This is a genomic window from Bacteroides ovatus (assembly GCF_001314995.1).
Taxonomy (GTDB): Bacteria; Bacteroidota; Bacteroidia; order Bacteroidales; family Bacteroidaceae; genus Bacteroides; species Bacteroides ovatus.
Genome location: NZ_CP012938.1, coordinates 4,698,452 through 4,720,971 on the forward strand (window position 1 = coordinate 4,698,452; position 22,520 = coordinate 4,720,971).

Annotated in this window: 14 protein-coding genes and 1 tRNA gene; 2 read left to right on the top strand and 13 right to left on the bottom strand. The window is 44.0% G+C overall.

What is annotated here, in order from left to right:
• The first annotated feature begins 738 nt into the window (after positions 1-738).
• Both Bovatus_RS17940 and Bovatus_RS17945 read left to right on the top strand, forming a co-directional pair.
• Positions 739-1,188 carry a hypothetical protein gene (locus Bovatus_RS17940; protein ID WP_004299569.1) on the top strand — a complete coding sequence of 150 codons (450 nt, stop codon included), beginning with the start codon at positions 739-741 and terminating at the stop codon, positions 1,186-1,188.
• Positions 1,189-1,421: 233 nt separating this feature from the next.
• Positions 1,422-3,983: an outer membrane beta-barrel family protein gene (locus Bovatus_RS17945; RefSeq protein ID WP_004299570.1), complete on the top strand. Its 2,562-nt coding sequence runs from the start codon at positions 1,422-1,424 to the stop codon at positions 3,981-3,983.
• Positions 3,984-4,010: 27 nt separating this feature from the next.
• On the opposite strand, the gene Bovatus_RS17950 is transcribed toward Bovatus_RS17945, so the two are convergent.
• From Bovatus_RS17950 to Bovatus_RS18010, 13 genes are all read right to left on the bottom strand, one after another.
• On the bottom strand, positions 4,011-5,414 hold the full coding sequence (locus tag Bovatus_RS17950) for a glucoamylase family protein (protein ID WP_004299571.1): 1,404 nt from the start codon (positions 5,412-5,414) through the stop codon (positions 4,011-4,013).
• An 18-nt stretch (positions 5,415-5,432) separates the two neighbouring features.
• A complete protein-coding gene (gene bglX / locus Bovatus_RS17955; RefSeq protein ID WP_004324488.1) occupies positions 5,433-7,742 on the bottom strand; it encodes a beta-glucosidase BglX in 2,310 nt (769 codons plus the stop codon).
• A gap of 142 nt (positions 7,743-7,884) precedes the next feature.
• The gene (locus Bovatus_RS17960; protein ID WP_004299573.1) at positions 7,885-9,417 is read right to left on the bottom strand and encodes a RagB/SusD family nutrient uptake outer membrane protein; all 1,533 of its coding nucleotides are present in this window, start codon (positions 9,415-9,417) and stop codon (positions 7,885-7,887) included.
• 64 nt (positions 9,418-9,481) lie between these two features.
• Positions 9,482-12,547 (bottom strand): SusC/RagA family TonB-linked outer membrane protein, encoded by a 3,066-nt coding sequence (locus Bovatus_RS17965; RefSeq protein ID WP_004299575.1) that lies wholly within the window; start codon positions 12,545-12,547, stop codon positions 9,482-9,484.
• Positions 12,548-12,794: 247 nt separating this feature from the next.
• Entirely contained in the window at positions 12,795-13,685 is an 891-nt protein-coding gene (locus Bovatus_RS17970; protein ID WP_004299579.1) for a carbohydrate kinase family protein, read from the bottom strand.
• Positions 13,686-13,744: 59 nt separating this feature from the next.
• Positions 13,745-13,826, bottom strand: a tRNA-Leu gene (locus Bovatus_RS17975).
• Positions 13,827-13,899: 73 nt separating this feature from the next.
• On the bottom strand, positions 13,900-14,961 hold the full coding sequence (locus Bovatus_RS17980) for a S41 family peptidase (RefSeq protein WP_032847289.1): 1,062 nt from the start codon (positions 14,959-14,961) through the stop codon (positions 13,900-13,902).
• 47 nt (positions 14,962-15,008) lie between these two features.
• Entirely contained in the window at positions 15,009-15,869 is an 861-nt protein-coding gene (locus Bovatus_RS17985; RefSeq protein WP_004299583.1) for a DUF3316 domain-containing protein, read from the bottom strand.
• A complete protein-coding gene (locus tag Bovatus_RS17990; protein WP_004299586.1) occupies positions 15,869-18,514 on the bottom strand; it encodes a DNA gyrase/topoisomerase IV subunit A in 2,646 nt (881 codons plus the stop codon). Before Bovatus_RS17990 ends, Bovatus_RS17985 begins: the two co-directional genes overlap by 1 nt.
• Positions 18,515-18,720: 206 nt before the next feature.
• On the bottom strand, positions 18,721-20,064 hold the full coding sequence (locus Bovatus_RS17995) for a Gfo/Idh/MocA family oxidoreductase (RefSeq protein ID WP_004299590.1): 1,344 nt from the start codon (positions 20,062-20,064) through the stop codon (positions 18,721-18,723).
• An 87-nt stretch (positions 20,065-20,151) separates the two neighbouring features.
• Positions 20,152-20,391, bottom strand: a complete 240-nt coding sequence (locus tag Bovatus_RS25730) for a hypothetical protein (RefSeq protein WP_004299591.1) — start codon at positions 20,389-20,391, stop codon at positions 20,152-20,154.
• 3 nt (positions 20,392-20,394) lie between these two features.
• Positions 20,395-21,720: a Gfo/Idh/MocA family protein gene (locus Bovatus_RS18005; RefSeq protein ID WP_004299593.1), complete on the bottom strand. Its 1,326-nt coding sequence runs from the start codon at positions 21,718-21,720 to the stop codon at positions 20,395-20,397.
• A 1-nt stretch (position 21,721) separates the two neighbouring features.
• Positions 21,722-22,492, bottom strand: a complete 771-nt coding sequence (locus Bovatus_RS18010) for an FAD:protein FMN transferase (protein WP_004299594.1) — start codon at positions 22,490-22,492, stop codon at positions 21,722-21,724.
• Positions 22,493-22,520 lie beyond the last annotated feature (28 nt).

A 22,520-nucleotide genomic window follows, 5' to 3' on the forward strand; every position in this document is an offset into this window, starting at 1 on the left:
TAAATCTACCCTCACCACCCCTCACCCTTGACCCATATCTTATAATAAAAAGATAACGGGGAATCTTAAAAACTCAATCATCTTTTTCAGATTTACTACAACGTTTCCAGAATACTCCATTATTTTATTCAAAACCGTACAGAGAATGAGCCAAACCCGTACGGGAATGAATCAATTTTTAGGGATATGGCTGTCCTGAACCAAATCCTCCAAGAATTACAATTGAGTCGGCTTGCTGAATATACATAACTTCCAGCATTTATTTCCATATTTCCACCACATTAAAAAAAATATGTATATCTTTGTCATACGCTTTCTGCTCATCAGCGTGATGAAATTAGCGGGAGGCGGTATATATTACTAAATGGAATATGTAATGTATTGTCTCTCCCACTCGAAACTTAGCAATTTCATATAGAGGAGAGATGATTCAACAGATATTCCACGCGAACGGCTTTATATCAACATATCCGTTGGAGATGTGTTATATATAAACGATTGGCGTGGATGTCTGTTGTTATCATTGTCTTTCTATAGGGTATGCTAAGACCTCGAGTGGAGATAATGGTGCAACAGCATTCACGTCTTTTTTGTGTCCGGCCGGTTATGATTACCCCAAAAGTCTAACCTAAACAATTCCCCGTCCGCCCGAAATACAGAAAACGTGGATGCCCGTTGTGCCACATAAACAAAATAATACTCCATTTTTATTGTGGAACACATTAAAACAAAAGCATTATGCCAAAATGGATTAGCGTAGAAGAAGCGGCGGTCAAGTATGGAATCAACAAAGAAGTAATCTGGCTTTGGGCGGATATGAAAAGATTCCCGATGTCGTATGAGAAAGGTATTACCACTGTTGATGAAGAAAGCCTTATCGGATTCCTGCATCAGAATAAGGATCGAGTTACAGCCGAGTATATCGACACATTGGAAGACCTATGTATTGGAAAAGCAAATATCTGTAACTTATATGCTGAAATTATTGGTTGTCAAGACAAGGAACTCTTGTATCAAAGGGAGCAAATCGCTCGAATGAAAGAGATACAAACAGCTATGAAAAGGCAAAACAGCCGGCTTCGGGATTGTGAGAAAGTGTTCACGAAATATGAAGAGAACTTTAGTACCTGCTGGATTGGAAGAATCTGCGCTCACTTAAGGCGGCTGATACGGTTGATGCGACGGTAAATACCATTCTATCTCATTTTAAACCCTGAATAGATATATTTAAAGAAATCCCTAAACAGAAATGTTTAAAAATACTAGAAATATACTGTAGTAAGATTTTTTATCCATTCGTTTTATATTCTTAACTCCGAAAAATTCGTAAGTGTAGATAAACCAACTACTTTTGGCTCTCGAATTTGCGGCATTTTTGAATGTCTTGCGTCTAATAAACATAAACTAATATATTTCTAGTCATGAAACACAGACTGTTACTACTAATTCTATTCGTATTCGCTACCTCCGTGGCGGGGTGGGCACAAAAATCCACAGCTCCTTCTTATACAGTCAAAGGAGTACTTATTGATTCTTTAACACAAGAGGGAGAACCGTATGCTACCATCAAAATAGCAAAGAAAAATGCTCCGGATAAAGCAGTCAAGATGGCGGTGACTGGGGCGAATGGTAAATTTCAGGAGAAACTGAATGTCGCTGCGGGCAATTACATCATCACCATTTCTTCGATTGGTAAAGCGCCGATAGTAAAGGAATTTACTCTAAAACCGTCCGTGAAGGAGGTTGACTTGGGCACAATGATTTCTTCAGAAGCCAATAACGTATTGAAAGGAGTGGAGGTAGTTGCACAAAAACCTTTGGTAAAGGTAGATGTGGATAAGATTGAATATAATATTGAAGATGATCCGGACTCAAAATCGAACAGTATATTGGAGATGCTTCGGAAAGTGCCTTTGGTAACGGTGGATGGAGAAGACAATGTACAGGTGAACGGTAGTAGCAGTTTCAAGATACATGTGAATGGAAAGCCCAATAATATGATGAGCAATAATCCGAAGGAAGTACTGAAAAGTATGCCGGCAAACACAATCAAATATATTGAGGTGATAACTTCACCAGGAGCTAAATATGATGCGGAAGGTATCGGAGGTATTCTGAATATTGTCACAGTAGGTTCCGGATTTGAAGGATACACGGCTACTTTCAGAGGAAATGCTAATAATAACGGAGTAGGTGCCGGCACTTACGCAATGGTGAAACAAGGTAAACTGACTGTTTCTGCCAACTATAACTACAATTATAATAATAGCCCGCGCAGCTATTCCGACAGTTACCGCGAAAACTACGAACCGGATAAGGAGAATGAAAAATATCTGGAATCGGAAAGTAGCTCCAAGTCGAAAGGGAATTTCCAGTATGGCAATTTGGAAGCCAGTTACGAGATTGATACGTTGAGGCTGCTGACCGTGGCTTTCGGAATGTACGGCAGCAGTGACAAAAGTAACAGTGACGGAAATACGATTATGCACGGAGCTGACCGACAGGATTTTGCGTACCGTTATAGAACCGACAATCATGGAAAAGGGTCATGGTATTCTATCAACGGAAATATAGACTATCAACGTACTTCCCGAAAGAATAAAGAACGGATGATTACGTTTTCTTATAAAATCAATTCCCAACCCCAAACGAATGATTCATATAATACTTATCTGGACATCGAGCCTGATGAGAATAAACTGGATATCATCAAAGAATTGTCATTAAAGAATTTCCATTCGGACGGAAAGACAAATACGATGGAGCAGACTTTCCAGGTGGACTATACTACTCCGATTGGGAAACTGCATACGATTGAAACCGGTGCCAAGTATATTTTCCGACGTAATTCCAGTGATAATAGGTTTTATGAAGCCGAGGGAGCAAATGAAAACTATGCATATAATGAAAATCGTAGCAGTGAGTACCGTCATTTGAATCATATCCTTTCTGCTTATGCCGGATATACGCTGAAATACAAGGGATTTACTTTTAAACCGGGATTGCGTTATGAGCAGACCATACAGGAGGTGAAGTATCTGGTGGGGCCGGGTGAGAACTTTCATTCGAATTTTAGTGATCTGGTTCCTTCCGTTTCGTTGGGCATAAAGCTTGGCAAGACGCAAAATTTGCGTGGTGGATATAATATGCGCATCTGGCGTCCGGGTATCTGGAATTTGAATCCTTATTTCGATAATCAGAATCCGATGTTTATCAATCAGGGAAATCCGAACCTGAAGAGTGAGAAGAGCCATTCGTTCGACTTGTCTTACAGCAGTTTTACGTCCAAGTTCAACATCAATCTCTCTTTGCGTCATTCTTTCAATAACAATGGAATTGAAAGAATCAGTCGCTTGATTACCGATAAAGACGGAGAAATCTTTGAAGGTGGGCATAAAGCTCCTTACGGTGCGTTGTATAGCACATACGGTAATATCGGAAAGAGCAGGGAAACAGGATTGAACTTCTATTTGAACTGGAACGCTTCTCCTAAAACGAGAATTTACGTCAATGGACGTGGCAATTATAGCGATTTGCGGAGCCCTGCCCAAGAGCTGCATAATTATGGATGGAATGCTTCTGCGTTTTGCGGAGTTCAGCAAACTTTACCGGGAAAGATCCGCTTGAGCTTGAACGGAGGAGGAAGTACGCCCCGTATCAGTTTACAGGGGAAAGGGTCAGGGTATAATTATTACAGTTTGGGATTGAGCCGTTCTTTCTTGAAAGAAGAACGTCTCTCTTTGAATGTTTTTTGCAATAATATTGTAGAAAAATACAGAACTTACAATAATCACACAGAAGGAGCTAACTTTATTTCGAAGAGTTCGAGCAAATATCCGAGCCGGTATTACGGTTTCAGTATTAGCTATCGGCTTGGAGAGTTGAAAGCCAGTGTGAAGAAAGCCGCACGAAGCATCGACAATGACGATGTGAAAGGTGGCGGCGGAGGAGGTGGAAACACCGGTGGTGGAGGTGGTCAGTAGACCACTTCCGCACACCGAGATTCCCTCTTATTTCTGTCTCACGTCTTGTTTGTTGGTGTTAAAACCAAGTTTGGTTAATCCGGCCTGTACGTCGGGATGGCTCATGAAAAGGTTCCATAATAATCCGGTCCGGTAGTTTTCGATCATGACAGCAATAGGACCCTGGTCGATAGCCAGATAACGTTGCGGATACCAATTGTCCGTTTCGCTGAAAGCATCGTAGAATCCGAAAGGACCGAACACTTTATCTCCCATACCATATAGATGGCGCATTACCTGCATGGAATATTCCGGTGTATAGACAATGGATGAAAGTGCGGCGGTAGGGGAGATTACTCCTTTGTCCTCCTGCTCATTGGGCGAATGAGCCGCATATCCATCGACGGAGTAGCTGGCAGTCAGTCCCCAACAGTCCGGTCCGAAACCTTTGTAATGTTTAGGGTTGCGGATGCAGTAAGCACGGTTCACCAGTGTCAGGTTGCGCATTTCGTGGAAGTAACTGGGGCAGTATTCATCTTTTAGTCCCACCGGATCAAGTCCGAGGAAAGAGTATTGAGCCCAGAAAAGCGGTCCGGCTTCGGTGCCCTGATAGCGGAGGTGCAACTCGATTCCTTCCACTTTATGCGGAGAAACGATGGCTCCGTTCTGTGCCCAACCGTCATGATAGACAGCCGCAGGTACTCCGTGTGTAGGAGAAGCGGCGGCAAGAATATACATAATCATACATTCGTTGTAGCCGTGTACAGGGAAATTCATTTCCCAGCCATACGTCGGACTCCAATGCCAGTAAAGAACGTTTTGCCCGCCTTGCCGATACCAGTTCCAGTCGACATCCCGCCAAATCTGGTCGATACGTTGGGCGAGGGCTTTCTCTTTCTCGTTTCCGTTGACATAATATTGGTGTACGGCCAGTAGCCCTTGGATGAGGAAAGCGGTCTCTACCAGATCGCCACCATTATCTTTCTGGCCGAATGGTTTCACTTTGCCCGTATCACCATACCACCAATGAGGGTAGGCTCCGTGGAAGCGGTCTGCCTTTTCGAGGAAAGAAACGATGCGTTCCATTCGTGCCAGTCCCTCTTCGCGGGTGACGTAACCGCGGTCGATTCCCGCAAGGATAGCCATGATGCCGAAGCCGCTGCCGCCGGAAGTGACTACGTTGGCATCGTTTTCTGGATAAACGCCGTCCACATGATAACGTTCGGGAGCCAAGCCGCTATTCGGCTCGGCACCTTCCCAGAAATAGAGGAAAGTCCGTCGCTGGACGGTATCCATCAGGGCGTCGTCCGATAACGAGTCGGTGGCTGCGGAAAGGTTGTTGCTTTTGCTTTTCCCTTTACAGCTCTGGAAAGTCAGGGCAACGGCGGATAGAAATAGTAACATGAGCGGAAGTGCACTCATTTCTATTATTCTTTTATATTTATCGTTCATAATCAAGGTGATAAAAGTTTAGTTTAATGTGAACTTCGCGGTTTTCACATCACGGCTGTTCGTACCGATCATCACTTCAAAGTCGCCCGGTTCGGCAACCAGTTGCAAGTCATAATTATAGTATCGAAGCATTTCCGGAGCAATCTTGAAACGGACAATCTTCATTTCTCCCGGTTCTAGGAATATCTTTTGGAAACCTTTCAGCTCTTTGACGGGACGGGTACTGCTACCCACAACGTCGCGGATATAAAGCTGTACCACTTCCGAGCCGGGCCATGTTCCGGTATTGGTAACCTCCACTGCCGCGGTCAACGAACCGTTCATGTCCATGGAAGAATGACTCAAGTCGATGTCACTGTAAGAGAATGTCGTATAAGAAAGGCCGTAACCGAATGGATAAAGCGGATCATTATCCACATCGAGATAGTTGCTGCGGAATTTCTCGAACCATTTGCCATCTTTCAATGGGCGTCCGGTATTTTTGTGCGCATAATAAAGAGGTATCTGGCCGACATTCTTCGGGAAAGTCATAGTCAGTTTACCACCCGGATTGACGTAACCGAAGAGGGCGTCACCAATGGCGTAAGCGGCTTCACTACCTCCGAACCATACATTCAGAATGGCAGGCACATGCTCCTGTTCCCAGTTCAGCGTAAGCGGACGTCCGGTGAATAACACCAGTACCACCGGTTTGCCTGTCTTTAAAAGTTCTTTCAACAGATTCTGTTGTACGTCGGGAATATTCAAGTCTGTACGACTGCTGCTTTCACCGCTCATTTCAGAAGATTCGCCTAGCGCTGCGATGATGATATCCGACCGACGGGCTACGTTCAATGCTTCGTCCAGCAACTGCTGGTCGGTGCGGTTGTCACGGTTCAGGGAACGGCCGAACATCGTTGCCCGTTCTTCGTAACTTGCATCACTAATCAGGTTGCTTCCTTTAGCGTACATGATATTCGCTTTTCCGGCTGTCATCTCTTTCAATCCTTCTACCAAAGAAGGGCAACGGTCGAGCACAGCAGCTACGCTCCATGTACCCGGCATATTGCTACGGCTGTTTGCCAACGGACCGATTACTGCAATATTTCCTTTAGGGTTGAAAGGCAACAACGGATTTCCATTCGGATTACCGTCGGGACTGTCATTCTTCAGAAGAACGAAACTTTCTGCTGCAATTCTGCGGGCTGCATCACGATGCGCTTTGGTAAAGATGTCGCGTGCCGGACGTTTCGGATCGCAATATTTATAAGGATTATCAAACAATCCCAGTTTATATTTGGCTTCCAGAATACGACGACAAGCCGTATTCAATGTTTCCATAGAGACTTTTCCTTCCTGAACGGATTTCTTCAGTGTCCCTACAAAACCCTCGCTTACCATATCCATATCCACTCCGGCGTTGATGGCACGGGCGGATACTGTCTGAAGATCACCGATACCGTGGTCGATCATTTCTGAAATGCCGGTATAATCAGTTACCACAAAACCGTTGAATCCCCACTGTCCGCGGAGAATATCCGTCATCAGCCATTTATTGGCAGTGGCCGGAATACCGTCTACTTCATTAAAAGAAGCCATCACGCTACCTACACCCGCTTCAACAGCTGCTTCATACGGCAACATATAATCATTGAACATTCGTTGGCGGCTCATATCTACGGTGTTATAGTCGCGGCCGGCTTCGCCTGCCCCATATAACGCAAAGTGTTTTACGCAGGCCATGATTTCGTCATTCCGTTCCATGTTTTTCCCCTGATAGCCGCGTACCATCGCTTCGGCAATCATGGCACCGAGAAACGGGTCTTCGCCACTACCTTCGGATACGCGTCCCCAACGAGGGTCGCGTGAAATATCCACCATCGGGCTGAAAGTCCATGAGATTCCATCAGCACTTGCCTCTACGGCTGCAATGCGGGCAGACTCTTCAATGGCTGTCATGTCCCAGGTGCAAGACAAACCGAGCGGGATAGGGAACATCGTTTCGTATCCGTGAATAACGTCCATCCCGAACAATAACGGAATACCCAGCCGGGAATCTTCCACAGCTTGTTTCTGTACTTCACGTATTTTCTCTACTCCTTTCAGATTGAACAATCCTCCCACTTCGCCTTTCTTGATTTTTGCGGCAATGTCGCTGCTTTTAGCTTGTCCCGTAGTGATCTCTCCGGTGACGGGAAGGTTTAACTGTCCGATTTTTTCTTCCAGCGTCATTTTATTCATCAATACGTCGATGAAACGATCCATATCCTGTGGCGACTTTTGTGCCGACGCGGTTAGAAAACCTGCGGCAAACAACAGGACGGATAGACTTAACTTTTTGTATATCATATTATTATAGTTAATTTTATCTCTATTCATATAAAGTCCTCCTGATGCGTTGAATGTTCGGCACCGAGGAGGACATTGTTCGACACCGAGGAACAGTAGTTTCGGCACCGAGGAAACAACCGTTCGGCACCGAGGAACTTTCTTATTGGTAGTCGGGGTTCTGTACTAACACTCCCTTAGACTTGTCGATCTCTGTCTGCGGCAGTGGAAGCAGTGCGTTTTTGTCCTGATAATTGGTTTTACCGGCTGCGTGCAACACTTCTTTTGCAATGCCCCAACGAACGAGGTCATAGAAACGGTCGAATTCCAACCCTAATTCCACACGGCGTTCGTGGCGGATGGCCTCACGCAATTCTCCCTGATCGGTAGTCGTCACTTTAGGCAATATATTGCTGTTGGTGCCTCTGGCGCGTGCGCGTACTTGTTCCAAATAGTCGATTGCTTCACCCGGAATACCTTTTTCATTAGCTGATTCGGCTCCCATCAGCAGTACATCTGCGTAGCGGATCAGACGAATGTTTACCCAGAATCCTTTGTTGGTATATTCTTTACGCAAAGCCGGGTCGGTATAGGCTTTCTTGTTAAAGTAAGCACCTATTGCCGGAGAAACCGGAGATTCACCGTATGGCTCGTTGGTATTTTCCGGAGTGATAGGATCGCTGTCCGAGTGGCGGAAGTAGAGTAGGGTGGAGTTTTTGCGTGGATCACCCTGTTCGTAGGCTTGCGCCATGTATTCTGTTGCCATGTGCCATCCCCAGCCCAAGTCCCATTGACCTGCTCCGCGCACACCCTGTACTTCACAGAACTGGCTACCGATAACATCGCTTTGAGGAAGGGCGGCAGTGGCTGTACATTGCAACTCGAATATGGAACCTCCGTTATTTTCACCATCATCCGTGAAAATCTCATTATACGGAGTCTTTAAGTTGTAGAGCCCCTTTTTGATGACATCGGTGGAGGCTGTGTACATATTGTTCCAGTCGTTGCGCATCATATAAGTACGCGCGTGTAAGGAACGGGCAGCTCCCCAAGTCAGTCGTCCGGTGTATTCGCTACTCCATGTTTCCGGCAATGACTCTTCTGCTGTTTTCAGGTCCTTGTCAATCTGCTCATAGATTTTATCAGCGGTTGTCTTCGGGATATTGGCTTCCGAAGCGTCGTTGATTTTGTAAGTCACCAAAGGAACTTCGCCGAAAGCTCTTACCAGATTGAAGTAACAATAAGCGCGGAAGAAAGAGGCTTCTCCTTTGTTGATAATATCTTCAGCTTCTGTCTGTCCGGCTGTCTCTTTCTCTGCAATAGCGGTAAGAATGTCATTACATTGGTAAATGATGGCATAATTCCTTCCCCAATAAGCACCCAGCAGGCCGTTGGTCGGTGTGTATACGAAGTCGTCGTACATTTCGGCCACGTCAGAACCGTCACTGGAAATACTTCCTTTTTCCGAGTCTTCGGAACGGAAACAGTGGATGGCAAGCGCGGGAGGTCCGGCAGTGACATCATAGTTACGCATCAGCGTATACACATTATAAATCTTACCGTTGACCAGTGCGTTCGGATTATCATCTTCCGTGAACTGTCCTTGCGGACTACGATCCAGAAAGTCACTACAACTACCTAGAAATAATGTAGTTGAAGTAATAAGGGTTGCAAATATATATTTATTCAGTTTCATATAATGATAGTTTTAAAGATTAAAGTTGTGTTCCGCATGGAAAACTGGCAGTGGCACCTTGTCACTAGAATGTTAGGTTGATACCGAAGGTATAGACTGCAGGTACAGGATAACTGCCGTTATCTACTCCGAATGCGGTGGCAGTTCCTCCAAGTTCGGGAGTATATCCGGTGTTATGTTTCCATGTCTTCAGGTTCTGTATGTTGACATAGACTTTCAGGGCTTGCAGACGTATTTTGGCAATTAAGCTCTTGTCGAACGTATAAGCTAACTGTACATTACGGATACGGAAGAAACTACCGTTCTCAATGTAATAGTCGGAATTCAAGTTATTGATAGAATGTTTGGTGTTCAGCAACGGTTGGGTGTTGGACGTACCTTCTCCGTGCCAGCGGTCCAAACGTTGTTCCAGGTAGTTGAACTGGGCAAAATTGTAGTTATCCCATGTACGGAAAATCTTGTTTCCACCTTGTCCCATCATGTCGATGCCTAACGACCAATTCTTGTAGTCTACTCCGAGGGAAAAACCGTAAGTGACCTTTGGAGTCGGGTTGCCTATCATGGTACGGTCTTCCGGGGTGATTTCTCCGTCACCGTTTACATCGGCGAATTTCAGGTCACCGGGGGTAACGGTAGCCAGTGTATTTTTGGGTGATGCGTCAATATCTGCTTGTGACTGATAAACGCCTGCCACTTTGTAACCATAGAAATATCCGATAGGATAACCTGCCATTGTGTAACTTTGCTGCTTATCTCCGGCAATGATGGAATATCCTTCCTGAACAAGACTTTTTACCTCATTCTTGATAGTAGTCAGGTTGGCACTGACGGAATATCCCCAGTCACCAATCTGATCGCGCCAGGTTACAGCCATTTCCACTCCTTTATTCTGAATCTCTCCCAAGTTTCCGATACCGGGGATAGTTCCGGAAATCCCGGGAACTTCGGCTAACAAATCTTTGGTATTCTTCTTATAGTAAACACCCTCAAAATGCAAGCGGTTGCGAAGCAGGTTCGTTTCAAATCCGGCTTCCCAGGCTTCTACTTTTTCCCAACGCAGGTTAGGATTAGGAAGATAGGCAAGCTGGTATCCGGGATAAATGATGGACGGTTTACCGAATACGGCCGAATAAGCATTGGTCAATAAGGGTTCGGCAGGATAGGCTTTATCCAGGTTCTGGTTTCCTAACGTACCGTAAGATGCTTTGATTTTCAACATATCCAGCCATTTGATGTCTTTCATAAATTCTTCTTCGGACATCAACCAACCTCCACCCAGCGAGAAGAAGTTCTGCCATTCATTTCCTGTATAGGAGAAAGCGGAAGAACCATCCCGGCGGAAAGATCCGTTGAACAGATATTTACCTTTATAGTTGTAGATCACACGTGCAAGTACGGATAATGTACTGCGTTCCCATTGAGTACTTCCATTGGTAGCGGTAGCTGCATCGCCGATGCTGACAAACCATTTGTCCGGATTATCCGGAATAACCAGTCCGACCCCCTGCTTGCGTGCTCCGTCCAATCGGCTCAACGAATTATAATAGGTAGTAAAACCGGCGGTAGCTGTCAGGTTATGATTTCCATTATCAAAGCTGTTGGTGTATGTCAACAGGTAGTCACTCTGAACTTTTGTTTCATTCTCTTTAAACTGGCTGACCTCGGTCTTGCCTGTTCCCAAAGTAGAGATCCCTCCGTTGACAGCGGCATCGTATACTTTTACGATCGGTGTATATGTCCGTCCGTTGTTCGACGCATAATCCATGGAGAACATCGCTTTGAACGTGAAATGTTTCAGGAAGTCTACCTCACCATAAATGTTACCGGATGCCCGGTAGTTTTCCGCTTTGGTAGTATTCGCTTTTAATTCGACGTCTACCATCGGGTTGTTGATCTGCGCTTTCTGGAATTCGGGCAGAGCCGTATATAATCCGTATTCGTTGTTATATACCGGAGCGATAGGAGTTGCACGCAGAGCATTCAACACCTGTTTGGAATCTGCAGGAAGCATACGTGCTCCGTTGAATTGGAAACCGACTTTCAAAAAGTCCGTAATCTTATAATCATTACTTGCGTTGATGGTTATCTTACTGAATTTTTCATGCTCGATGTTGCCTTGTTCGTAAGAGTAGCCTACTCCCAGGTAGAAACTATGTTTGGGCGAAGCCCCTGTAATACTGATGTTATTGTTTGTAATGAAAGCAGTCTGGAAAATTTCGTCTTGCCAGTCGGTATTGGCATCCCAGCCGGCATAATCGAAAGGGTCATCTTTCTGATTGGCAAGCTGTTCGTTATATAGTTCCTTGAATTGTGAACTATTCACCAGTTTCACTTTATCTACCACTTTCTTGAAACCGAAAGAAGTATTGATATTGACCAGTGTCTGTCCCTCTTTGGCTTTCTTTGTGGTAATGATGATAACACCATTCGCACCGCGAACACCGAAGATAGCCAGAGATGACGGGTCTTTCAGGATTTCCATGGATTCGATGTCCTCCGGATTCAGGAAATTGATGTTGTCATTGAATAATCCGTCGACAATGTACAGCGGTTTATATCCGTTGATGGAGTTTGTTCCGCGAATACGGATTTCCGGGTCCGATCCGGCTCGTCCGGAGTTTACAATCTGCACACCTGCCACTTTCCCCTGAAGGGAAGACAGCGGATTCATTGCCGGTTTGTTGGCTAACTCTTCTCCTTTGATATTGGTGATAGAACCTGTCAAGTCTCTTTTCTTTGCACTACCGTATCCGATAACGACTGTTTCGGCTAGTACTTGTGAATCTTCTTTTAAAGTGACATTGATGACGTTCTGTGTCCCCACTTTAATGGTTTGCGAAGTCATCCCCACGTATGAAAATGCCAGTACGTCCTCCGGAGTGACAGAGATTGAATATTTACCGTCCATGTCCGTGATGGTTCCGGTGGAAGTTCCTTGTACGAGTACCGATGCGCCGATCAATGGTTCATTGGCAGCGTCCGTCACTGTTCCTGTCACCGTCTTTGTCTGTGCAAAGGCTGATGCAGAGGCCAGTAGCAGGCAAACAAGCGTCATGATGCTCTTTGACCTGATGGCTTTTTTCTGAAGATGTTGTAAAAGTCTAGTCCTCATTGCATTAAATTTTTCCATTTGTTATTATTTAGGTTGAAGTCTTTTTTCTGCCGTCTTTTGGCAAGAGTAACAAAGGAAACAAACGAAATTCAAAAAAGATTTTGGAAAAAAGAGGGAATGGTTGATTTTAACACTAAAAGAGAGGTGACTGTTGAAAAAAGTCAGGCACGAACCGGTGTTGTTCGTGCCTGAATAATGGGATGAGGATTACCCGTCGGGGGAGGTATATCCTATATATACGCTGTTCGTTTTATGATTTCCTGTTTTAAAACATCTGTTCCGCAGTGGTCATACATTGAATGACATCTTCTTTGCTGCCATTGAAAGGACCTGATTTCTCTATTTTTAAAGTTGACATGGCTGCTGCAAAACGTCCGGCTTCTTCGATGCCGGCACCCGATACCCGTTGGTATAGATACCCGATGGTGTAAGTGTCTCCACACCCTGTTGCATCTACCACTTCTTTGGGTTTATATGCCGGAATACGATAGAAGTCTTTTCCGTCGAAAATAAGTGATCCCATGCTTCCCAAGGTGACAAGCACTTCTTTCACGCCCCATTCATATAATTGACGGGCAGCTTCATGCGGATCGGAAAGACCTGTCAGCACTTCCATCTCGTGCTCGTTGACTTTCAGGAAATGGATATATTGCAGAGCCTCCCGCTTATCTGTCCAATCCACCGGATAGACGTGGGTGTCACGCACTTCACGTAAATAGCCTTGTGAGTCTACTGCAATCAACCCTCTTTGAGATAGTTCTTTGATTACTTCCAATGAGAAGTCGTCTGCCAGCAGAGAGCCGAGATGGTAGATTTGTGCATCTATATCTTTCAGCTGACCGGCAATGAACGGATCGGCTTTCGCTAATACACGTTGAGTACGGTCGTCCGGATTGGCGCCATAGATATTCTCGAAGTATACGGAATATTTGCTTGGCAGGGCGGTTACATGAATACCCATTTCACGTAGTTGTTCTACGACGTTCATTTCAGTGGCACCGACAGCTGTTACTAAAGCGTAATCGATGTCGTTAAAATGGCGGATGGCATGTGAACAATAAAAAGCCGTTCCTCCCGGCATATAGACAGTGTTTTGGGGGGTGACTACTTTGTCTAATGTGATGTGACCGATGCAGCAAAGTTGATGTTTCTTCATGTCTAACCAATTAAAAAGCCTCCAAGATAGTATCTTGAAGGCTTCTAGTTTATTTTTAGTGCGGCTGATAGGACTCGAACCTACACGTCTCACGACACCAGATCCTAAGTCTGGCGCGGCTACCAATTACGCCACAGCCGCATGTGTAGCTTTTTTGTTTAGCGGTGCAAAGATAGGAAGATTTTCTGATTTGGCAAATAATTTGGCAATAAAGTTATTCACTTAAGATTTCGAATGCCTTTTCAATCAGTGGATCTTTCTTTTGTGATTCTATGTCACCCTGCTCTATCCCTTCTTCCAGAATCTTATCCATGTTTACGTATACATCAGGTTTTATTCCATCTTCCAATGACTTTCCATACTTATCAAAGTGGGGGCTGGCAGAGAAGCGGACGCTCCAGCCATTGGGTAATTCTGATGAAAATGGCAGCCCTGATCCACCACCGGTCTGATCGCCCAGCTGGATGATTCTTTTATCTTCGTTATCATTGTTTAAGCTGCGCATTACGTTAACAAAATCATTTGTGGCACTATAACATCGACGATTGGTTAGTATCACGACCTTTTTTTGCCAACGAATACTGTTGGAGGGTTCTAAATAAATGGGTTCCATCTCTGAGAAATCATTGTGTCCCGGACCTGTCTTATGTTGGATATATCCTGTTAATGCCAGTTTATCAGTGAACCGGGCAGCTATGCGTGAAGAATTGGTTAGATTACCTCCTCCGTTATCACGGACATCGATAATTAGTCCATTGCAGATTTGTAAATAGTAAAGGACCTCATCCAAATTGCCATCTCCAACTCCGGCACTGAAACTTTCATAACGTATGTATCCTATGTTATTGTCAAATATTTTATATTTAAGACCAGCAGATGTGCGATAGCCTGAATTGGCACTACCCAGATAATAGTTATAAAGAATATCTTCTCTATAATTCCAAGGGTAGCCCTGATACCATGCATCGTAATAAGAAATACGACTGGCAGAAGATAGATTGACATGCCCGTCTTTCAAGATATAAAGCATTTGGCTTAGGATGTCGAACAGGTCATCATTGGACATCGACGGAATAATCAGTTTGCTATATTCGTCATGAACAGCATCCCAGTCAATGCCTTTCGTATCCAGGAAACAATACTGTTCGTCAATGATCTTCCATAGTTGTTCGAAATTACCTCTGGGATCATTGGCGTAGTCATCTTCCCCAATGCAACCAGTCAGCACCGGAAGGCAGCAGAGCAGCCAAAGTATTTGTCTAATCTTATTTCTCATCATTAATTGATCTCTCACTTGAAGTTTCAACATTAAATTTTGTTCTCTTAGTAAGCTCTAACCGATGAGGGAAGAGCGGTTCCTTTCTTATTTCGGATACGGTATAGGTCTTTCACAAATCCTACCATGAATACGTGTGAGTAGGTATGTGTCTTGATATTGTTAACGTTGGATTGCTGCAAATCAGCCAGGTAGCTGAAGCGCATTTTGGTATATCCTATCGGCAGGTCGACGGAGAGCATCTGTCGCAACGAAGGTTGATTGTGCAGGGAGGTAAATTTTATTACTCCACTCGAATTTCCCAAAGAGAATATTTCGTAATAAGATTGTCCGTAGTGGGGAGAGAACATCACTCCCATAACCGGCAGATTGACCTGATAACGAAGCACCATCGGATACCGTTTGATTTTCAGGTGCCAAATAGCCATTCCGGAGGCATCCAGATTGACGTATGCCCGTGCGGATGCCGGATTGTTGGTGTTCCGGAGATTATAGACAAAGCCTCCGTTGACATCTATCAATCCTCCGGCTAATAATTTGAAATTATCTGTCAGGCGGAACTGGTAATGTAATCCATAGTTCCAGTTGACTAATCCGGAGAAAGTGTTATTGTTATCGGCCCGGTTGTGCGTATAGCTGATGTTTGCCTGAAAGAAGTTCTGCACAGATACATTTCCATCAAACAACTTGGTCATCCGAATCAATTCACGGGAAACACGGAAGTCGATTCCTTTGTATTCCTGCGGTGAAAGATAGGTGTCGAAAACGTTAGTAAATCCGACACCATACATGGTGGCACGTGTTACATACCGATGGGCTTGCAGACTGTCGATCTGCGCTTGTAATCTTGTGCAAAGGGCGAACAGGATGCAACCTGTCAGCCCCAGGTATATTAGTTTTTTCTTCATCAGAATAATTTCATCTGCCCGGTGATTTCATCAATAATATCGCCTTCGCTCTTGCCGCTGTCCGGATCCAGATTTTCCGGCTCCTCTTCAGGAACTTCCTGTTGTTCTTGTGAGGGTTCGGGGAAGCGAGTTGGTTCAAGCTCATTGATTGTCTCCACTGCATAGGTAGTAATACGTTTTCCCTTGGCTTTGAAACCTTTGACAGCAATGAATTCATCCGCATCGATATTCAACGGATCACGGAAATTGTCGTGTCCGCCAAATATGACTTCCAGACGAGGATAGTACTCGTCGGTCAGCAGAATCAGACGGTTGTTCTTATTTTCTCCCAAGTAGTTCTGTTTACGGTTGGAGGCCTCAAAACAGAAACGTTTCAGATACGGATAATTCTGTTGGTCGGCATCGTAAAGCGCGGCAGTCCATATCTTGTTAGGATCAAACTTCTCCACGATGCTTACATTATCTTCATAGTGGTTGCTCAAGTCGAAGTTGGTAGTATAGAAATCACCGTTGTTCAGAACAATCAATATGCTGTCGTCGCTTTGGAATTCACCCAGATATTCACCTCGTCCGTCATAGTTGAGGCGGAGTATGTCACGGTCAAACCATACTTTACGTCCACCGAGCGTAGAACCTCCTTTTTGTTTCAGGGATATCTTATGTACCGGCAAGCGGGTAAGAATCACGCCTCGTGCCTGACGTCCCTTGATGCTGACCTCACTGAAGTCATGCTCGAAAATGATACGACGTACACGCGGATTCGGTTTCAGTGTCACCTTGATGATTTCGGCTTCTCCATTCGGATTGGCGCTGAAATAGGTAATCCGTGATTCGGGAGTTCCCTGTGTGACATCATATTCGCGGTCGCGAACTACAGAGGTCACGGCGAAACGTTTTACGTATGTCGTTCCTTCTTTTCCGTCGCGGTAGGCTACATTGTAGATCGTACGTTTATCGTTCTTCTTGAATACATTGACATAAAGAACGTTTTTGCCGACGAATTTCTTGTCGGCAACAGGAGTAACGATATACTTACCGTCGCGGAAGAAGATAATGACATCATCGATATCCGAACAACATGCTACGAACTCGTCTTTTTTCAAGGCTGTTCCGATAAATCCTTCTTCGCGGTTGATATAAAGTTTTTCGTTTGCTTCTACTACTTTGGCAGCTTCGATGGTGTCGAAGTTACGCAGTTCCGTACGGCGCGGGAAGTTCTTGCCGTATTTGTTTTTCAACATCTGATACCAGTTGACGGTATAATCTACGATGTGAGCCAGATGATTATCAATCTCGGCCACTTCTTCTTTCATCTTGGCAATCAGTTCATCCGCTTTGTCCGAGTTGAATTTCAGAATACGCCCCATTTTGATTTCCATCAGTTTGAGAATATCCTCTTTGGTTACTTCGCGGATAAATTTCGGATAATAAGGCGTCAGGCGTTCGTCAATATGAGCACAAGCAGCGTCCATATCTTTGGATTGTTCGAACTCTTTGTCCTTATAGATGCGTTCTTCGATAAATATCTTTTCGAGCGAAGCAAAGTGCAACGCTTCCAGTATTTCGTTTTTCTTGATTTCCAGCTCCTGCTTTAGCAAATCCAGCGTGTTGTCTGCCGACTTTCTCAAGACTTTGCTGACAGTGAGGAAATGAGGTTTGCTGTCATCAATCACGCAGCAGTTGGGTGAGATACTTACTTCGCAATCGGTGAATGCGTACAATGCATCGATTGTTTTGTCCGATGATGTACCTGGTGCCAGATGCACTAATATTTCTACGTTGGCAGCTGTGTTGTCATCTACCTTGCGAATTTTGATTTTTCCTTTATCAACAGCTTTTAGGATAGAGTCGATCACTGTTGAAGTGGTTTTCCCATAAGGGATCTCTGTGATTGCAAGTGTTTTGTTATCAATCTTGTTGATCTTGGCACGTACTTTCACTGCTCCGCCACGTTCTCCGTCGTTGTATTTGGCTACGTCAATCGAGCCGCCTGTCTGGAAATCGGGATATAGTTGGAATTCCTCTCCACGCAGGTAACTGATGGAAGCATCACAAAGTTCGTTGAAGTTATGCGGCAATATCTTGGAAGAAAGTCCAACGGCGATACCTTCCACTCCCTGCGCCAGTAATAACGGGAATTTCACAGGAAGAGTGACTGGTTCCTTATTTCGTCCGTCGTATGACAATTTCCATTCGGTAGTTTTGGGATTGAAGACAACATCCAGCGCAAACTTGGATAAACGCGCCTCGATATAACGGGGAGCAGCCGCACCGTCTCCGGTGAGGATATTACCCCAGTTACCCTGACAGTCAATCAACAGGTCTTTCTGTCCCAACTGTACCAAGGCATCCCCGATAGAAGCATCCCCATGCGGGTGGAACTGCATGGTGTGTCCCACAATATTTGCCACTTTGTTATACCGCCCGTCATCCAGACGTTTCATAGAATGCAGGATACGACGTTGCACAGGCTTTAAACCGTCATTGATGTGGGGTACGGCACGTTCCAGAATAACATATGAAGCATAGTCCAGAAACCAATTCTGGTACATGCCTGTTAACTGATGTTTTACGCTTTCGTCCCGCGCGTCCGCCGGTTTGTAGTCTGAATGTTCTTCCGTTATCTCGTTGATTTCGTCACTCATAAAATTCGTATATACTATAATTTTAACGCATACGCACGCAAAAATACAAAAATAAAAGAGATTTCGATGAAAAACGGTGAATATTCCGTGTGTTAAAAGGGTATAAATCAGCTTTACGGAAGGAAAACAGAAAGGCATATCCTATCAAAGACATGCCTTTCTGTAAAATTATAACCTAATGAAAAAACGAGAAATGGGTACATGATTTAAACCCGTATTTCCCAACCTTTTTCGTACTCTCTTCCCCAAAGTTTATTGGCTTCCAAATCGTTAAGAATTCGTCCGCTTCCCGGATCAATCTGTAATGAATGTCCGACACGTTGGGCAATATTACCTAATTGTACCAACTGGGTACTGATACAGGCATCTACAATTCCGGAATTTAACTTTGTTCCTTTGCGAATGGCATCAAACCAGTTTCGGAAGTGGAAGGCATCCAGCTTTTCGGATGGATTCAACAGATTGCCGGTCTCAAATTTTAAATCACTTTTTACCTCTTTAATCGTTTTACCTTTTATATCTGTAATTTTATATTCATTGCCACCGCCAATGAAGAGAGTTCCGGTTTCTCCATAAAATGCGGTTCCTACTCCATATCCGTCTACCGGCATCGTATTACAACTACGTCCTTCCCATGAAAAAGATGCTTCGTCACCAAATTGGAAGGTGATAAGTTGTGTGTCAGGAGTTTGCCAGTCGTCCTGAAAACGATACCGACCTCCGATAGAATCAACCTTTGTAGGATAATCTACGCCCAGTCCCCAGCGGAGTATATCAACAAAGTGGGTTCCATTGTTGAGCGCTTCACCTGTTCCCCAATTCCAGAACCAATGCCAGTTATAATGGATGAAATTATCTTTGAAATCTGCAACACGTGGGGCAGGACCTTGCCATAAATCCCAATCCAGATAATCAGGTACAGGAACAACTTTCCCTGTTCCAATGGAAGGGCGATTATTGACATACCAAGATTTGGCATATCTCACTTTTCCGATAGAACCGGATTTTATTTCCTCCATAGCTTTAATTACATTGGGAAATGAGCGGCGTTGGTTACCCACTTGAACAATCCGGTTATATTTCAAAGCGGCTCGAATCAGCATTTCATTTTCTGCCGGATTATGACTGGTAGGTTTTTCCAGATAAACATGCTTTCCGGCCTGCATAGCCATAATGGCTGCTTTGGCATGCCAATGGTCAGGGGTAGCAATCACCACTGCTTCAAAATCGTTCGACTCTAACATCTTACGAATGTCTTTTTCTCCTTTGGGAGTACGTCCGGTAATTTTGTGGATAGCAGCCTGACATTTTTCTAATGCTCTTGAGTCTACATCACAAATGTAAGTAACTTCACAATCTGGAAGTTTGGCAAATCCTTGCGCCAGGGCCTTACCTCTCGAGTTCACTCCAATGACTCCGATACGTATTTTTTCGTTAGCTCCCAGAATATCTTGATAACGGCTTGAACCGAATCCTGGAAGTATGCTTCCTAATGAGAGTGCAGCTGTACCTGCTACTGTTTTTTTGATAAAATCTCTTCTTGTTGTCATAGTATCTATTTTTCTCCAAAATTAGGTTGTTATTAGAATATGTGAATGAGTATTTCCGTCAATTCTCCTTCAAAAAACGTAAATCTCTTATTTTTTTCTTCGGAAAAGGTGACTCAAGAATATCAGGATTCCTCGGGGAATCCATAATATGAGATAGATGAAAAAACTAATCACGATGACATACCCGATTTGGGATATTATTTCAATCCATGGGCGGGAATAGATAATGATTGCAATTACATTGATGATAAATGCAAGCAGGAAACTTAGAAGAAAGATATTCCTTTCTTGTTTCAACTTTTTTGAGGTGATAATAATATCTTTCATAGTTTAGAATTTCATATAGGGTATTTTATATTCGTCGGGGAAGAGGATATGGCGTTGTTCATCCATTGCCTGATTTCCAAGTAAACAAAGAACCGTTGAACAATATGCTTCTTCCACTACATTCTGTGCTTTCTCTCCGGTGATACACGACTGGCAGAAAGAAGACAGGATAATGTCCGAACCGTCTTTGTCTGCTCCGATCATACTCAATCCACTGTTTACGTGAATATCTCCATCAATGATAAAGTGTGGTGTGTACTCCATTTTTGTTTCCGGTCGCCAACTGGGACCTGCTGTCGGGATGGCGGCAAAAACCTTGTCTTTTACCTGGTCAATCAGCTGTCGGATGCCCGAAGTAGAATGGTCTTCTTCCAGGTAATAAATACCTTTTGCCATTTCCATGGTTCCTTTACTTCCCAGAATCTGGTCTTCCATTCCGTTGAATTTATTGGAAATCAATGATTCGTATGCGATCTTAACTCCATCCGAGTATCTGTAAGTGACATTGACGCTATCATAAACTTCCCGTCCGTCTTTCCAGTATACAATGTCACCCATTCCCATAATGGATTCCGGCATTTTTTGGGCTGCCCAGTTACAAACTTCCAACTGATGGCATGCTAATTCCGTCATTAATCCTCCGGAGCTCTCTTTGTATAATCTCCAATTAATCTTGCGTTCCAGCTCTGGTGAAGGAATCGGACGACGCCAGTCTGCATTACGGAACCAGTGACAGCGAAGACCTACCACATCTCCGATGAGACCGGAATGGATCATCTGCATTCCCTTGATGTACTTCTCGTCATACATTCGCTGCATACAAAAGTAGAGGACTTTGTCTGACTGGTTGTAAGTGTCATAGATAGCCTTGCACTCGTCAAGGGTACGTGCCATTGCTTTCTCGCAAAAGACATGTTTGCCGGCAGCTAATGCATCCAATACAATAGGTGCATGCCAGTTTAATGGTGTGGATATGATGACTCCATCGATGTCTTTCGATTCCAGTAGTTTGCGGTAATCCGTATATGACTTAGCATCCGGACAAAGTTCCAATGCTTGTTGAAGATTGGGGGCATAATTATCACATACGGCAACAATTTGTGCATGAGGTATTTCTTTGAGGTTATGGATGTGGTATTGTCCTCTGGACCCGGTACCAATCAAAGCGATTCGTGCTTTCTCATGCTTGATCTCTTGTAGTTTCTCCGGAGTACAGGAAGTCAGCCAAGGAGTGGTCGCCAATAATGCGGTTCCTCCGGCAACATATCCCAGGCTTTTGATGAATTGTCTGAGTCCTAAGTCTACTCCTTTTTCTTTATGTTCTTTCATATCATAAATTGTATAGGGTTGCTTGTATATTATTGAACTTTTCTGAAATCTTTTTTTGTTCCTGTTCATTGGCAATCATCCAGACCGTACTAAGAACTTCGGCTTCCAACGGGTCGGGGGACAGGATAGAACTTGCTTTTCGTTGTTCATTAAATATGCCTGTAAGCGGATTCATAATGTGTCCGGTATATTGTAACGTATTGCCGGAAGTGGATAATGCTGTATCCTGCAGATCGAATTCTTTTAGAAGAGACTGATTGTACGGGTTCAGAAAACTGACTTTCCAACAATCTCCATAAGGATGATGTCCTATACCCAGGATCGAACTGTTTCCAAAATTAGCAAATGCATCACTAATATTCTCCTGTTCAATGAATCTTCTTATTTTCTTCAAAGCATATCCTTTGGCAAAACCTCCAAAATCAAGTGAAATATCAGGAGATGTAAAGGAGATACATGAATGTTCATGAAGTTGTATTCTGGAGAAGTCTTTTAATGTAATGTCGAATAAGTGCGAAGTGCTCTCGTAATAGTATGAGCAAAGCTGTAAGATTGATTCCATCTCTTTGCTGATTTGAATCTTGCTTTGAGAAGTATGACTATTAATCTTGGAAACTTCACTATGAGGATCAAAACGATTTAATATTTTATCCAATCGCTCCAGCTCATAGGTGATATCTGCCCAAAGTGTATTCAATCGGTCGATATCGGAATGAATGAGCAGGATATCGAATCGGGTCCCCATGATATGAGGAATGAAGCCATGAAACATGGCTTCATTTTTATAATATTTGCATCTT